Genomic DNA, 15,072 nt, shown 5'->3' with positions numbered 1-15,072 from the left:
TTGAAAATTTCACCAGACTAGGAAGGAACCTTATTGTGAATACGCCGAATAACAGCTTTCTGATTTTCACCCGAGACCAACTGGCACGACAAGCAATCGAATCGCTTCTCGCACAACGCCTGTATTTATCTTTTGAAATCGAGTCAGGTAAACTCAGCAGCGAACGTATCCGAAAGAGTCGATTCACGCACATCCTGCTCGACCAGGCGGACATATCGCTAAGCGATGTCAGTTTCATCCGTAAAAATCAAAAAGATGCGGAAATCATCCTCATAACGCCCAACTCTGAACCTTCAGAACTCCATCACTTTTCGCACTTCGGTGTTGATGGCTTTCTCAAGAAGCCGGTAGCCGACGAAGAGTTCATCTCCGCAGTCAGTCGGGTTAAAGAGTCTCAGGGCAATCCTGATATCTGGTGGTTTAATGCTGACGATCGAACATTGGTCAAAGAAGATATCACTATTCCATTGACCGGTACCGAGTCGTTAATGCTCACCCAACTGGTCCTCAGTGATCGGCGGGTACTCAGCAAAAACGATCTTATTCTACGCATCGATAAAGACCCGGAACAATATAGCGGCCTTGAAATGTGCCTGAGCCGGTTGCAGAAAAAGTTCAAGACGGCAGCCAATGGAGAACGGCTGGTCCGCTCGGTTAGAAACCGAGGCTACTGCCTGGCACAAAGGATAAGAGTCGCTTACTGAGCGAGGTCGCAATAACAATAACAATAAATGCGATTTCCCTCCTCACCTGATACACCCACATCCATAACCTGCCTCCTTGCACTGCATATCGCCATAAACTCTCCCTTGGCGCCCAATCCGTTTCATCCCTCGCCTACCCGACAAACGTTTATCGAATGCTGCAATTATATAGACGATTGAGCGATATCCTCCTAACAAAAGAGCACGACCTTTTATAACAAGGCCTCTGAAAGTATGGCCGTTATAATTCGTCAGACACACACAAAGATTTAGGTACTAGTATAAAAACCTGACACTGAGACAACCGTATCAGCTGACTTGAAAACAACGCCAGGACGGCCAGCCATAAGCCCGCGTTATCCCCTTCTAATAATAAAAATAACTTCTGACTGAACCGCGTTCGCTCAGCCTTTGTGCGTGGCTGCCATTTATTAACCGTCGACTGATACACAACGTGGCGCAGGCCCGAGGGACACCGCGATGGTACATAATCGTATTAATCGAAACAGCATATCCAAAGGACTGACTTTCTGGGGGCAATGGATAGTTGCCATCACGTCGGTCAATGCGTTGTTATTTGCTCTGGCGCTCTATCAGACAGGAGAAATAGAGGCCCATTACCGTGTGCTGGCAGTGCTTACTTTCCTGGGTTCGGTCCCTTCCTACTCCCTGCTGCTGGTTTATCACAAACAGCATGGTTACCTTTCCGGCCTGGGTCGACTGCTGCTGGGGTGGCTGCTGACGCTGACCGGCCTGACCAGCATCGGCTTTATCAGCAAAACCAGCGAATTGTTCTCCCGGGAGATCATCCTGGTCTGGGCTATGGCCGGTTATTGCGTACAGGCCTTGCTGTACCTGCCTTTGCACAGTTTTTCCAGGCACTACCATCGGCAATTGCACAGCCAAAACAACACCCTGATTATCGGCACCGACCAACTGGCGGTGAATCTGGCAGACAAACTGGCCAAAACCGAGTTTCCCCCGCTGGTCGGTCTGATCAGCTCAAAACCCAACGAACTGTCTACCAACGTCAATGCCCACAGAATCGTGGGTCAGTTGCAGGAACTGCGCGAGCTGATCCGGGTGCACGATGTCCGGCGGTTGTACATCGCACTGCCCTTGAGCGAAGCCAAACAGGTCGAAGCGCTGTACATCGACCTTCTCGACTCGAATGTCGATGTGGTCTGGGTTCCCGACCTGGGCAGCATGACGTTGCTCAATCACTCGGTCAGCGAACTGGATGGCCAGCCCGCCATCCACCTCAATGAAAGCCCGCTGACCAGTTACCCGACAGCGGCGCTGAGCAAAACGCTGCTGGACCGAAGTCTCGCCGCCCTGGCGCTGATCGGCTTCAGTCCGCTGCTTCTGATAATCGCTGTCGCGGTGAAGATCTCCTCCCCAGGCCCGATTATCTTCAAACAGGAGCGCCATGGCTGGAACGGCAAGATCATCAAGGTCTGGAAGTTCCGCTCCATGCGCCTGCACGACGATCATCAAGTCCGCCAGGCCGGTCGTGAAGACCCGCGCATTACTCCGGTCGGCCGCTTCATACGACGCACGTCCATCGATGAACTACCGCAGTTCTTCAACGTGCTGCAAGGCCATATGGCGCTGGTCGGGCCGCGGCCCCATGCGATCGCCCATAACGACTACTACACCGGAAAGATTCAGGCTTACATGGCCCGCCATCGAATCAAACCGGGCATCACCGGGCTCGCCCAGATCAGCGGCTGCCGTGGCGAAACCGAGACCCTCGACAAGATGCAAAAGCGTGTGGAGATCGACCTCAACTACATCAACAATTGGTCGTTGTGGCTCGACATCAAGATCCTGATCAAGACCCCCTTCACGCTCTTTTCCAAGGACATCTATTAACCGCTGCGACGTTCATCCCTTCTATTCTTCAGCGTATTGCTGACAAGGTTGTAGTCTGGGGTAGTCAGGTTTCTGACTGCCCCAAACACCCCGCCCCCACCGCCTCATATCCCATTCCACATTGATCCCGATTCAATGCCAGTCAGTTACGCAATTTCAGCCATGACGCACTCTTTGTAGCCGCTGCCAAAGGCTGCGTTCGATTGCGAAGCAGGCGTGAGTCCGGCCGACGTGATCTGCCTGACGTACCGCAAGTTCTGAATTTACGACAGCTACGCAGCCGAACGCAGCCTTCGGCAGCTGCTACAGATTTGCGACTTGGTTGACTGGCATGAATGCGGATGGATGCTCAATGTGTCGAGCAGGTCGAGCAGGTCGACCGTGCTCGCGCCATTGGCAAGAGAGGTGTTGCAGGAGGGGGATATAGCGAGGATCAACGGTTACAACATGCCGACAGACTGCTTGGTACTTCGCGCCTTTTCAGCGCACCCAGTACCTTGAAATCAATAACCCCATCAACACGCCGACAGTATTTGCCAGCATGTCGTAGGGCGAAGCCGTGCGCAGCGGCATCAAACCTTGCATGGCCTCGATGAGCACGCCAGTGAGCAAACACCCCACGGCGATCCAGCGAAATTTCACATGGGGAAAGGCCAGGCGGCAACTGCACGCAAATACCAGAAAGCCGATCCAGTGATGGAGCTTGTCCTCTTCGACGAACAGCTCCGGGATCGGCTGAGAGCGCAAACCCGCGAACAGCAGAATCACGGTCACCGAGGCAAAGACCAGGCCCCGGAGCCAGAACGGCAACTCGACCAAGCCTTTGAGCCACGTGATCATTCGGTAATTTTCTCGAAGTTGTTGTAGAACAGGTCGCTGTCACGTCCGTCGGTCATGGTCTGCAGGGAGTAGGCGCGGGTCAGGCGCGCACCGCCATCGCGGGTCAGTGGCGCCCAGACGATGTTGGCCCGACGCATGGTGGAGGTACTCATCAACTCGTCGAACGGGATGGAAACATAGATCCCTTTGTCGAAGCTGCCCTCGCCATACTCCTCCTTCGACGCGCTGGTCAGAGTGACCCAGGCGCCAAACTTCACGCCGTTCTTGAACACCCGCGACAAGTCGACGGTGGTGCCCCAGTCCCGCGCCAGATAACGCCCCACGCTGACCGCCGCAAGCATGTCATTGGGCAGTTCAGTATAGCTGGTGACATGGCCCGTCACAGTCTTGTAGTCACGCAGGCCGAAGCCCTGATCATAGTCCCGCTGACGCACGAAGTTCAGGTCTGCGCCCACCGACCAGCGCTTCCCCGTAGGTCGATACAGCACTTCACTGCCGACACCGGCATACATGGACTCCAGATAACCGCCGTAGACCATGCCGTACCAATCCCGATCCATCTGCGCCGCATGGTTGAACTGGAACGTCGGCATCATCACATCGGAGGTGGTCATGTATTGGCGCAGATCAGTACGCACTCGCGGCAGCCCGCTCGGCGCATCGTAGGTGAACTTGTCGTAGTTGTTCAGCAGGTTGACGCTGAGCAAGCCGCTCCACCAGGTATTGCGGGTGAAACGGTACTCCGCGTCGGCATCGGCGGTGAACTGATAGAGCAGTCCGTCGGGTCCGCCGATATTCTGTTTGTAGCCTAGGCCGAGGCCGTAACTGAACGGATCCAGCGCCTGGGTGTAGAGCGTGGTTTCCCGGTGCGCAGTCGCCGGATTGACCTCGGTCGTACGGTGCAGATCCTTCAGCGGCTGGTCATTGTTCACGACCGCGCGGAACGTTTCCCGCGGCACGCTGGTTTCCTCGATGGACATGTCATAACGCTGATTCACCAGGGTGAACCAGTCGATGTCCTGATTGACGCTGTTATCGAGAATCCGGCTGGCTCGCCCGACGGCTTTGGACGGATAAAAATAGCGAGACTGCTCGCCATATACCACCAGCTCGGAGCCACGCTGGGTGATGCGTTTCACCTTGTAGCCGGCATTTTGCTGCAACCGGTTGGAGACATTGGCCCAGTCGACCTGGTCAGCCGGGGTCGACGGCTCCTGCGCCGGCAACGGCTCGGCAGGAGGGTCGTACGTCTTGACCGGCGCCTTGCGGCTGACAAAGTTGGTGTGCAGGGTGATACCGAACATCGCCGTATTGCCACGCTCCCAACCAGCACTCAGATCGACACTGTCCGCGAGCTTGTAGACCACGCCGATGTTGATCGGCAGGTCTTGCTTGATCGAGTTGTCCAGCGGCTCATTCTTGTAATCGTTGCCCTCGTACTCGATCTTCACGCTCAGCGGTGCCCACGGCGTTTGGTAGGCAACCCCGCCAAACAACGAAGGGTGGCCTCTGAAATACGCGTTGGTGTTCACGTCCCCTGCCCTGGCGACAACCGCGGAGCTCTCTGGCCGGTCGTTGAACTTGCTGCCGAAGACCGCCAGCGGGTTGCTGAAATCCCCTCGATTACCCAGATAACCCCAGGCAATGCCGAGGCTGAAATCCAGGTCGCCATAACGCTTGTTGGCGACGAAATACTCGCTGGAAAACAGCCCGGTACCGCCAATGTCCCGGGCACCGATGGCGACCTGCGGTGCCCAGTGACTTTCTTCCCAAAGCCGCGCCTTGACGTCGATGGCCTTGTCTTTGAAGCTCTGATCACCGCTCAACTCTTCGGTGCCGTACCTGCGGTTGGTGATCGCGGTGTAACGAAACGAGCCTTCTAGCCAATCGAATGGCTGCAGGGAAAAACTATAGCGGGTGTAAGGATCGGTACGACTGGCCGTGGCGCTCAACTCCCCCGCGGGGGCCATGCGCGCGGTGGGGGTCTGTAACAGACCGACGCCACCAAAATCACTTTGTGTATAACGCGGTTCACCGTGAACCACTGCGCTGGGCAGGAGCAATACAGCAGCAAAACGTAACGTCAACGGGCACTTCAAGGGGCCACCTCAGCCAAGGGTTGAGTGGCGAGAAACTCGGCCAGTTGTTGATTGAGTTCTGGGGTCGGCGTCTCGAGGTCGTCGTTCCTGATCGGCACCAGGATCCTGCTACCAGGAGCAGCCACGATGCCATCCTCGCGATTCCATGCCGCCACACCCACGCGCCTGACCTGGCCGTCGGGCTGGATCAGCCACAGGTAATCGCGCTCGGCGTCATCGAGGATGGAGCAGTCCCGCACGTAGGCACGGACTTCTTGCAGGGCGCGGTAAGGCACATGACAGGGCTGCGCGACTGCCCCGAGGACTTCCACGGTGGACGGCCGCGCGGGATAAACAAGACGGTCACCATCATCCAGCAACGCATTGCGGGCGAAGCCCACTTCCACGGCGATCGGGTCGAGCACGGCAACCTGGCGCCCAGTGACTGGCAGTCGCTCGATCTGCTCATACAGGCGCGCACTCAAATCTGCTCGCGTGCCCTTGCCATCCAGCAAGGCACCCCGTTGCAGCAGTTTCAGATCGAACAGGACGCCTGCCCTCAAACGCGCCTGCTGATCCTCCAATGAGCGATGCAGCCACGCCGCACCCAGCCAGTAACTTTCGGGGTTAGGTTGGGCGTCGCGAATGACGTCCAGCAACCGTGCACCGGGTTTGACGTCGAGGGGGCCGGGGCTGCGCACATCACCGCTGACTGTCACGGCTGCCTGGCTCACGCCCGGCCCCATCAAGAACACGCCCAGCAACACAAGGCTCGAACACTTCACCGGGCAGCCCCCCGATCAGGGCGTACCTGAACGATTTTCAGGAATAGCTGCGGCGTCAGGTGCTGCTCGCTGCGCAGGATGAAACCGTCCTGGGGGTCGACCCAATAGCGGTTGGTGGCGCGAAAATTCAGGGTGGGTACATCCACCTGCTCGTCAATGCGCAGCAAGGCGTAATCCTTGTCCAGAATGCGGATGGTCTCGATGTCGTGGGTGCTGAAACGGCTGTTGACGGCGATACCGATACGGTTGCCGTCATAGATGTCGATCCAGCGCGTGCTGGTATAGCCGTTGGGTAAATGCTGAAGGCCGCGTTTGAACGGCGATTCATCATTGAAGCGAGTGCCATCCAGAGAAACGCCCAGCCCGACCGTGCGTACCACCAGGCCGTCGCGCATCATCAGCACTTGCTTGCCAGAAGCGACCCAGAACTGCAGGTCGCCCCGCCGGCGAGCCATGGCCATCACCCCCTCGCTGGAGGTGGTGGTGACCAGGATTTGCGGATACGGCACGGCGTCGACCTGAGCGCGGGTCAAGTTGATGGAGGCAGGGCCTGTGACCGAGGATTCGAGGGTGTCCCAGGAGGCCCTCATCAACGGGTTACACCCGCACAGCAAGAGCGCCATCGTCAGACAGGCACAGGTAGGCAAAATTTTCACGGCGGGATAGAGCCTTATCTGCTGTTGGCTTCGCTGAGGTCGTTAACCGAGCTGGCACCGGTCCCGAGGACGCTGGCGGTAGGCAGGAGCTGGGTAATCAGACGGTTCCAGCGCGTCACGCCGGCCGGGCCGACATAGACGATATCTTGCGGTTGCAAGTCGAAACGGGTGGCCAGCACCAAAGCGGAAGGCGATTCTGCATCGAGCTGGAATACCTTGGCCGGTTCGGTTTCCAGATTGCCCGCACCGCGAATCACGTACACCGCGTTGCCATTGGAGGTGGTCTGGTTCAAGCCACCCACAGTGCCCAAGGCATCGGTCAGGTTGATCGATTTGCTCTTGAAGCTCAGCGCGCGGGGCTGATTGACCTCACCCATGACATAGATCCGCTTGAGATCGTTATAAGGCAAGTACAGCCGATCGCCGCCCTTGAGGTAGACACCCTGCAGCTGTGAGTCCTGGCGATTGAGGGTGTCCAGATCCAGCCTGTACTCGCGCCCGTCGCGGGTCAGCGTCAGGCCTGACAGGTCTGCATTCGTCGGGTCCACACCGGCCGCGCCAATGGCCTCCACCACACTCAACGGAGTGGTGGTGATCGGCTGCTGGCCGGCTTTGATCACCGCACCGGAAACCACCACGGTCTGGCTGGCGAAGCGCAATACGCTGACGTCGACCTGTGGGCTTTCGACAAATTGCGACAAGCGCTCGGCGATAAAGGCTCGCAACTCTTCAATGGTTTTACCGGCGGCTGGAATATTACCGATATAGGGATAAAACAGCGTGCCGTCCGGACGAACCAGGCGACCGTTGGCATCGATTTGCTGTTGCGGCCCGGAAGGCGCTGTCAATTCCGGGTGATCCCAGACGGTAATAAACAGCAGGTCGTTGGCACCCACACGATAACCACCCGAAGTATAAGACAACAACTCTGCGGGGACCGATTCGCGTACGCGTGTGGCGGCATCCATGGCAATCAATTTAGGAGTGATCGGAATAAGTTCCACCCGGCTACTCTCCGGAGAACCGTCACTGACCATTTGACTGGTGTCCATGTGTTGACCAGGCGAAAACATACAGCCGTGCAAGCTGATACTTGCCAGCATAACAACAGATAATCTACGGATCATAATGGCACTACGCTAGTCGAGGGCAAATCTAAAACAAGATCACCCAGAAAGTTCTGAGTGATCTTGTACAACACACTTCGCGGGGTATTAGTTGGTACCGGTAGTACCACCCGTACCGGTGGTGCCGCCTGTTCCAGAGGTACCGCCATTGGAACTGCCCCCAGAGTTTGAAGCGGCCACTGCAGCGCCGACAACAGCAGCGCCGATCACCACGGTTTCGGCGACCGTCACACCCCCGACCAGCGGGGTGTTCAACGACAGTGGCTCGCTTGTGCTCACCGTATCGCTCACCGGTTCATCCGCTGCCAACGCCGCGGTACTCATGACAGCCAGCAAGCTGGCTAAAAGTAATTTCTTCATATCAGACTCCTTCTCGATATTAAACCCTTGTAGAACTCTTTAATAAGGGAGCAGGGATGGAACGGAGATGAAGAGGCAATGACAACTGCAGAAAAGATCTTGTCGGATCACGCACGTAGCCTCCTCAGAATCATCTCACTCGTCGATAACTTAAACCAGTGGCCAACATTCTCCAAAGAGCCTGCGCAGACCACCCGCGAACCAAGGCAAGGCGGCGATTTTGGCGGATTTTCCAGGAAGTTAGCTGGACGTTAGCGGTTTTTCAGCGCTCATCGTAGAGCGCGAACCTTCCGGCGTGCCGATGCATTGTTAATAATGGTCAGCATAATCCGGCGTTTTGGCCACTGGACTTGTTCATTCCAGGACACGGACAAGTATGGAAGAGGGACTATAGCGTTTTCAGTGGCCTGGACAGCTTTAAATGACTGGCCTTACCGATAGCCCACGACCAATACCATAATAGTCGAATCCATTAGCTTTCATGCGGTGAGGATCGAATATGTTACGGCCGTCAAATATGACAGGCGTACTCAGTTTTTCCTTTATCAAGTCCAGGTCAGGGGCTTTGAATTCGCGCCATTCTGTCACAATGATTAAAGCATCAGCGCCTTGAAGCGCGGCTTCTTTGGTCCCCATTAAAAGCAAATCTTCTTTCATCCCATAAATTCGTTGTGTTTCGGCCATCGCTTCGGGGTCGAAGGCTTGCATTCTGGCGCCAACGCTACGCAGCTGTTCAATCAAGACGCGGCTGGATGCTTCTCGCATATCATCTGTATTGGGTTTGAAAGCCAAGCCCCAAATCGCAAATGTTTTTCCCTCCAACTGCCCATCGAAGTGATGCTGGATGTGCTCGAATAGATGTTCCTTTTGCCGTCTATTGACTTCCTCGACAGCTGACAAAAGCGTTGCTTTATAGCCGATCGACGACGCTGTGCGCTCCAGGGCCTGTACATCTTTCGGGAAGCAGGAGCCGCCATAGCCGCAGCCAGGGTAGATAAAATCGTAGCCAATTCTTGGATCAGAGCCAATGCCCTTACGAACGGCCTCAATGTCGGCGCCCAATCGCTCGGCGAAATTAGCCATTTCATTCATGAATGAAATTTTTGTTGCCAATAGACAGTTAGCCGCATACTTCGTCAGCTCGGCACTTCTGATGTCCATTGTGATTATTTTTTCATGGTTTCTGTTGAACGGCTCATAGAGCTCCCTCATCCGGTCCACGGCGTAACTACTATCACTTCCTATGATAATTCTATCGGGACGAGTACAGTCTGCTACCGCAGAACCTTCCTTCAGAAACTCGGGGTTCGAGATAACGTGAAACTCCACCTCAAGGTCCCGAGACTTCAATACGTCGGAAACTTTCATTCTTACTTTATCTGCGGTACCGACAGGCACCGTAGACTTATTAACAATAATTTTAGTCTCCGTCATGTTGAGGGCGATGGTCGCTGCAACGGATAACACGTATTTTATATCAGCACTGCCATCATCGTCTGGCGGCGTGCCCACTGCAATAAACTGGATGTCACCATGATGCACACCGCGTGCTGCATCGGTGGTGAAATGTAAACGCCCTGCTTCATGGCATTTTTCTACGAGGGCACTTAATCCAGGCTCATAGATAGGAATAATTCCGCTCTTCAAGTTCTCGACTTTAATAGCGTCGACGTCAACGCAACATACGTCATGCCCTGCGTCAGCAAGTACAGCCGCCTGCACCAGGCCCACATAGCCTATCCCAAAAACAGTAACATTCATTTTAATACTCCTTTAAACGAGCTCGAGGCGGCCATAACGATCTTCAAAACGAACGATGTCATCTTCGCCGAGGTAAGAACCTGATTGAACTTCTATCAACTCAAGGGGGATTCGCCCCGGATTTTCAAGGGAGTGCACAACCCCAATGGGTATGTAGGTGGATTGGTTCTCGCTCAGTAACACTTGCTTGTCACCGATTTGCACATTTGCGGTGCCTGATACTACGATCCAGTGTTCTGCCCGATGATGGTGAAGTTGAACAGAAAGTTTGTGCCCGGGTTTGACGGTAATTCGCTTGACTTGGTATCTATGACCTTGGTCCACTGAGTCATATTTCCCCCAGGGTCTATAGACTTCGCGATGACTAGCGCTCTCGACTCGATTGTTTTTAGTGAGTTCAGACACTATTTTTTTAACGTCTTGAGAGTTCTCCTTGGTCGTCACCAATATCGCGTCCGAAGTCTCGACGACAACGACATCACTTATACCTAGAACAGTGACTAGACGATGGCTGGAGTGGACATAACTGTTGGTAACGCCTTGCAGCAGTACATCCCCTTGTATGCAGTTCTCATTTTCATCCTTCAGGCCTGCTTCCCAGACCGAATCCCATGCACCAAGATCGCTCCAACTGGAGTTGAGGATAACGACTGACGCAATGTTGGTTTTCTCCATGACCGCATAATCAATTGACACATTGGGTGCGTTCACGAAGTCCACCTGATTGAGCCTTGTGAAGTCGTGGTCATGCGCCGCGTTAGAGAGAGAAAGTTCGGCGGCGACAATAATGTCAGGGCTCAAGCGTTCCAGTTCGGACTTCATGACAGAGGCGCGGAACATAAACATTCCGCTATTCCAGAAATAGTTTCCTTGGGCAAGGTAGCTTTGTGCTGTTTCCAGGTCGGGCTTTTCTACAAAGGCTTCGACGTGCGCAACGCCTTCGGCAGTGTGCATTTGCGTACGGATATAGCCGTAACCGGTCTCTGGCTTAGTGGGTACAACCCCGAAGGTAACAATTCGACCCTTGTTGACCTCAACCCTGGCCAACGCGAGGGAGGCTTTAAAAGCGTTAATGTCGCTTATGACATGGTCTGCGGCTAAAACCAAAAGGATAGGATCATCCCCGTCCTCAAGGGCTGCCAGTGTCGCGGCCGCAATGGCGGGAGCGGTATTTCGTGCAGTGGGTTCCAATAGTATTTTTTGTGGCTTTATATCCAGCGATCTGCTTTGCTCAGCCACGATGAAACGATGATCTTCATTACAAACTATTATCGGAGGACTTAAACTCTCCCCTTCTGTAGAGAGATTTTTGATTCGATCCAAAGTGGCTTGGAACAAGCTCAAATCACCGTGTATCGATATAAATTGTTTTGGCTTGAGAGCTCTTGAAAGCGGCCACAGGCGCGTGCCTGAGCCGCCAGATAAAATAACTGGGATCATAGCGATTACTCAATGATTAAAGGTGATGAGACGGTGTCGACAAACAGCGAAGACTTAAGACGTGAACGACTTTATATAATCGATTAAACGATCTCTTTCCGTGAAGTCTAACGAGCTCTCTGCGTTACTGTAATTGAGCGCTGAATCGATAGCCGAAAAAAAATCATCTTTATCATAAGCAATGAACACAGACGGAAAGCTCGAAAAATTCTCGACAGTGTCGTACTGATGGTTATTAATGTGTTCACCACGGCTGCTATCCCGAGGCACGATAACTATTGGTTTTCCCAGCTCAAGCGAGCGAATGATATTACCCATGCCCGCATGAGAGACGACGACTGCCGAGGTGTTGAAGTTTTTGGAAAAAAGAGGTTCGGCTATTGTCTTGAATGCGGTAATGCGGCCCAAGTCCCTTTCGTTATCGCCGACCTGGGCAACAATAGGGATGTGAGGGTTTGCATGACTCCATTCACTTAAATAGCTGAGCATTCTCTCAAACGGTGCTTGAGTGCCAACGCTGCAGAATATCATTTATACAATCCTCCCTTTATATTGAGCCCTGCTGTTTTCCGAAAGAGTGGGCCATTGCGTGAGCAATTCATCTACAAAGTAAGAAGCGATTCTGCCGGACAGAGAGATTTTTTTTGGGTTCGCGATGCTATCAATCCAGAGCGTTTTCTTTCCCATGATTTTTGCTGTGATCAAACCCAGCAGACCCGGTGCAGCCCCCGTAGAGATGACGTATTTTGCTTTGCTGTGGTAAACAATGTTGAAGATCTGATAGAAGCCCTTAATAATCTTCAAGGGTTCATTTCTATTAAAGTCTGGGACTTTGACAAAATCGTGAAGTGGATACTGGGAGTGAACGCTGATATCGACGGTGGCAATGTTAACCTTCCGGCCGTCAAAAGCAGGAAGCAGTTTGCTCATCTGTACCCAGTGCCCACCTCCGGAACAAATCAGTAAAACATCATACGATTGACTCATGACGATTTCCTTCCTGTCAGGATTAATAGACATCATCAGATGATAACGGCCGTTCTTAACAACTCCGCCTGGCCGTTCCAACGAGTTATTCGCTTGGCTTTTAACAGGGCTGATTTTTCTTTATAGAGTTCTTCATTTTCGATGAGTTGGGACACCCCAAATTTTATTGACAGGGGGTCTAATGTCTCAACAAATACGGCCGCGTCCGAAAACAACGATCGCAGTACCGTCGTGTTCGAGAGTGCCATCGGCCTGCCGGCACTAACCGCTTCGTTTGCCACACTCAATTGGACATTGTCGCGCGTTGTCAGCCCGAGAACGACATTCGCGTTGCACAGCAGTTGTTCGAAAATCAATTTACTCAGGAAACCCGTAAGCTTGATATTCGCTGGCATTGACGCTATGAGTGCCTCGGATAACTTGCCCTCATGCTTACCTGTGATTAGAAAATCTATATGTGGCATTTCTTTGGCTGCATTAATAACGACTTCTATCGGCTCGTCGATATCAAAAGAACAAGGAAAAAGCACATAGGGTGTCTGATGATCACTGGCGGGCGGGACTTTAAAATCACACGGCAAATCTTCCAGAATGAAAATATTCTCTGCCTTGACGCCTGCGTTAGATAATTCTTCTTTGACTTTGAAGTTGTGAACTACAACAGCATCAATTTTGTTGAGTAAGGACACCGTCCCCGGGAAAGTTATCCACTGTTTGCGCAGCAAACTGTTGTGTGCGTCAGCGATAATCTTGAGGCGCCGGTTCACCAAAAATTTGTAGGCCAGTGCTATGTGCAGCACAGGGCTCGGTGGTAGCTGGACCCAAACAACCTCAGGCGCACCGACGAAAAGCGCTTTGATCGTCTTAAAAGACTTAATCAAATAGTCCAAGGGTCGTGCATATTTTTTTTTGAATCTATTAGGCAGGTGCAGAATGTCATACGCCCAATATTGTTTCATTGTGTCGGCGCGTCGTTGATAGCCAACCCATGCGATCATTAGTGATTTCACTTCAGAGCCCTGCATAAAGGATAGTCGGGAAAATAGAGTGCATTACAATGCAAACCAAATAGGGAAGTCGGCGCGGTACAGAATGTTTTGATTTCTGAACCGAATATGTTTAGCCGGGTTTCCTCCCGCGATCGAATACTCTTCAACATTGCGCGTGACAACGCTGCCGGGATAAATAACCGCACCTTTTCCTATTGTGACTCCTGGCATTATCATGACATTGGGAAAGATCCACGCGTTATCTCCAATGACAACTGGTTTTCCGACTGTATTACTCATGGGGTCATCGATATCGTGCCCCAGTGTATAAATTTTTGTGTTGTGGGAAATATTGACGTTGTCACCGATACTGATTCCAGCCCTATTGTCCATGTAGCAGTTGTAATTTACCGTGCAGTTCTTTCCTATTGAGAATTTACCAAATGAAAAAAAAATCACCCTTCTATGGACAGTAGTTTGGGTGCCAATGCGGCATCCCGTTGCCCTTAGCAGTGAACGTCTCAAACTGAAAAAGAAAGCTAGGCTAAGCGCCGTATTAAATAACGCAACGACTACCTTCTTGGTATTAAGCTTCAAGTTTTTCATCTAGTTACCTGCGCCCTGCCCTGATGTATTAGCGATGCGACGTGAACTCATCACGAAATTCCTGAACTGAATATTGGTACTGGCAGGTGTAGCGAAGGACGCATTATTTCCACCGAAGAAAGTAGAGAACAGTAACCCATCGATCGTTAAGTCTTTTGTGTCTCTAAATATCAGTCCGGTTTCAGAGTGCACCAGTTTTTTATCGTACCAAATAGAAATCACGCCATCGGCTCGACCCGGCGTATTTAATTTTACGAGTTGCTCTAATACGTGCCATCGCCCGACATTAAAGGTCCAGGAGCCCAAACCTATTGCTGTCCCCCATGTTTTGCTGGTGGGTAAATAGGCATAGATTGCGCCAACGCCATTTTCTTTCCATATGTAGCGAGTGGAAAAACCATCATGGCCGTTAGGTATTTTCCCTCCTGTATTGCCTGTGCCGCCGTAGAGACCCGGAAGTTTTCCGCCTTTTACAAAGTTAAAATTTTTATCGAACTTCAATTCATACGTCAGAATCAGGCATTCCCTACCCGGTTGCTTGAGCCTGGATTTGAACTCAATTCCCCCGTAGGGTAAACCCAACCGGACCATCGAGCCTGGATCGTACGACCCGGCGGGATAATGTACCGTGATGTCTTTGATTTCGTTGCTGTAGGCTTTGTTGGTTAAATTGGCGCTGCCTTTTATACTGTCCTGTACTTGGGCTTTGCCCTGACGACTGGTAAACGTCTGTGAAACATCTGGAAGTGACGGATAGATGTTTTCAATGTTTTGCTCGCAGCTGTCGTTTACGTCTGACGCACCGCTCGTAGCCACATGCAGAGAAAAAGCTAAAGTGAGTAGCGCCGAGCCTTTTTTTTTCAC

15 protein-coding genes are annotated in these 15,072 nt (G+C 52.6%); 2 read left to right on the top strand and 13 right to left on the bottom strand.

What is annotated here, in order from left to right; genetic code table 11:
• The first annotated feature begins 35 nt into the window (after window positions 1–35).
• Together F6R97_RS26975 and F6R97_RS26970 are read left to right on the top strand one after the other, a co-directional pair.
• A complete protein-coding gene (locus F6R97_RS26975; protein ID WP_007900813.1) occupies window positions 36–704 on the top strand; it encodes a winged helix-turn-helix domain-containing protein in 669 nt (222 codons plus the stop codon).
• A gap of 480 nt (window positions 705–1,184) precedes the next feature.
• Complete coding sequence (locus F6R97_RS26970) at window positions 1,185–2,579, top strand: undecaprenyl-phosphate glucose phosphotransferase (RefSeq protein ID WP_038978354.1); 1,395 nt, start codon at window positions 1,185–1,187, stop codon at window positions 2,577–2,579.
• 480 nt (window positions 2,580–3,059) lie between these two features.
• Here F6R97_RS26970 and F6R97_RS26965 read toward each other — a convergent pair whose 3' ends face one another.
• The 13 genes from F6R97_RS26965 to F6R97_RS26905 all read right to left on the bottom strand — a co-directional run bounded on the left by F6R97_RS26965 (window position 3,060) and on the right by F6R97_RS26905 (window position 15,072).
• On the bottom strand, window positions 3,060–3,419 hold the full coding sequence (locus tag F6R97_RS26965; protein ID WP_038978353.1) for a VanZ family protein: 360 nt from the start codon (window positions 3,417–3,419) through the stop codon (window positions 3,060–3,062).
• A complete protein-coding gene (locus F6R97_RS26960; RefSeq protein ID WP_315867570.1) occupies window positions 3,416–5,506 on the bottom strand; it encodes a YjbH domain-containing protein in 2,091 nt (696 codons plus the stop codon). The genes F6R97_RS26965 and F6R97_RS26960 overlap by 4 nt, the downstream gene beginning before the upstream one ends.
• Window positions 5,507–5,514: 8 nt before the next feature.
• Window positions 5,515–6,282, bottom strand: a complete 768-nt coding sequence (locus tag F6R97_RS26955) for a capsule biosynthesis GfcC family protein (RefSeq protein WP_315867382.1) — start codon at window positions 6,280–6,282, stop codon at window positions 5,515–5,517.
• Window positions 6,279–6,938, bottom strand: coding sequence for a YjbF family lipoprotein (locus tag F6R97_RS26950; RefSeq protein ID WP_038978350.1), 660 nt, complete (start codon window positions 6,936–6,938; stop codon window positions 6,279–6,281). The genes F6R97_RS26955 and F6R97_RS26950 overlap by 4 nt, the downstream gene beginning before the upstream one ends.
• 14 nt (window positions 6,939–6,952) lie before the next feature.
• Window positions 6,953–8,065, bottom strand: a complete 1,113-nt coding sequence (locus F6R97_RS26945) for a polysaccharide biosynthesis/export family protein (protein ID WP_167344816.1) — start codon at window positions 8,063–8,065, stop codon at window positions 6,953–6,955.
• 87 nt (window positions 8,066–8,152) lie between these two features.
• On the bottom strand, window positions 8,153–8,425 hold the full coding sequence (locus F6R97_RS26940) for a hypothetical protein (RefSeq protein ID WP_038978349.1): 273 nt from the start codon (window positions 8,423–8,425) through the stop codon (window positions 8,153–8,155).
• Window positions 8,426–8,842: 417 nt separating this feature from the next.
• Window positions 8,843–10,186, bottom strand: coding sequence for a UDP-glucose/GDP-mannose dehydrogenase family protein (locus tag F6R97_RS26935; RefSeq protein WP_315867381.1), 1,344 nt, complete (start codon window positions 10,184–10,186; stop codon window positions 8,843–8,845).
• Window positions 10,187–10,198: 12 nt separating this feature from the next.
• Window positions 10,199–11,626: a mannose-1-phosphate guanylyltransferase/mannose-6-phosphate isomerase gene (locus tag F6R97_RS26930; protein ID WP_048395028.1), complete on the bottom strand. Its 1,428-nt coding sequence runs from the start codon at window positions 11,624–11,626 to the stop codon at window positions 10,199–10,201.
• A 54-nt stretch (window positions 11,627–11,680) separates the two neighbouring features.
• Window positions 11,681–12,157: a glycosyltransferase gene (locus F6R97_RS26925; protein WP_038978346.1), complete on the bottom strand. Its 477-nt coding sequence runs from the start codon at window positions 12,155–12,157 to the stop codon at window positions 11,681–11,683.
• On the bottom strand, window positions 12,158–12,613 hold the full coding sequence (locus tag F6R97_RS26920) for a polysaccharide biosynthesis protein (RefSeq protein ID WP_038978345.1): 456 nt from the start codon (window positions 12,611–12,613) through the stop codon (window positions 12,158–12,160). It lies immediately after the preceding gene.
• Window positions 12,614–12,648: 35 nt separating this feature from the next.
• Window positions 12,649–13,611, bottom strand: coding sequence for a glycosyltransferase (locus F6R97_RS26915; protein ID WP_050681853.1), 963 nt, complete (start codon window positions 13,609–13,611; stop codon window positions 12,649–12,651).
• 54 nt (window positions 13,612–13,665) lie between these two features.
• Window positions 13,666–14,208: an acyltransferase gene (locus tag F6R97_RS26910; RefSeq protein WP_050681854.1), complete on the bottom strand. Its 543-nt coding sequence runs from the start codon at window positions 14,206–14,208 to the stop codon at window positions 13,666–13,668.
• On the bottom strand, window positions 14,209–15,072 hold the full coding sequence (locus F6R97_RS26905; protein ID WP_050681855.1) for a polysaccharide lyase: 864 nt from the start codon (window positions 15,070–15,072) through the stop codon (window positions 14,209–14,211).

Source organism: Pseudomonas sp. JV414 (assembly GCF_032424305.1).
GTDB lineage: Bacteria > Pseudomonadota > Gammaproteobacteria > Pseudomonadales > Pseudomonadaceae > Aquipseudomonas > Aquipseudomonas lini.
This window is presented reverse-complemented; position numbering and strand designations above follow the sequence as displayed.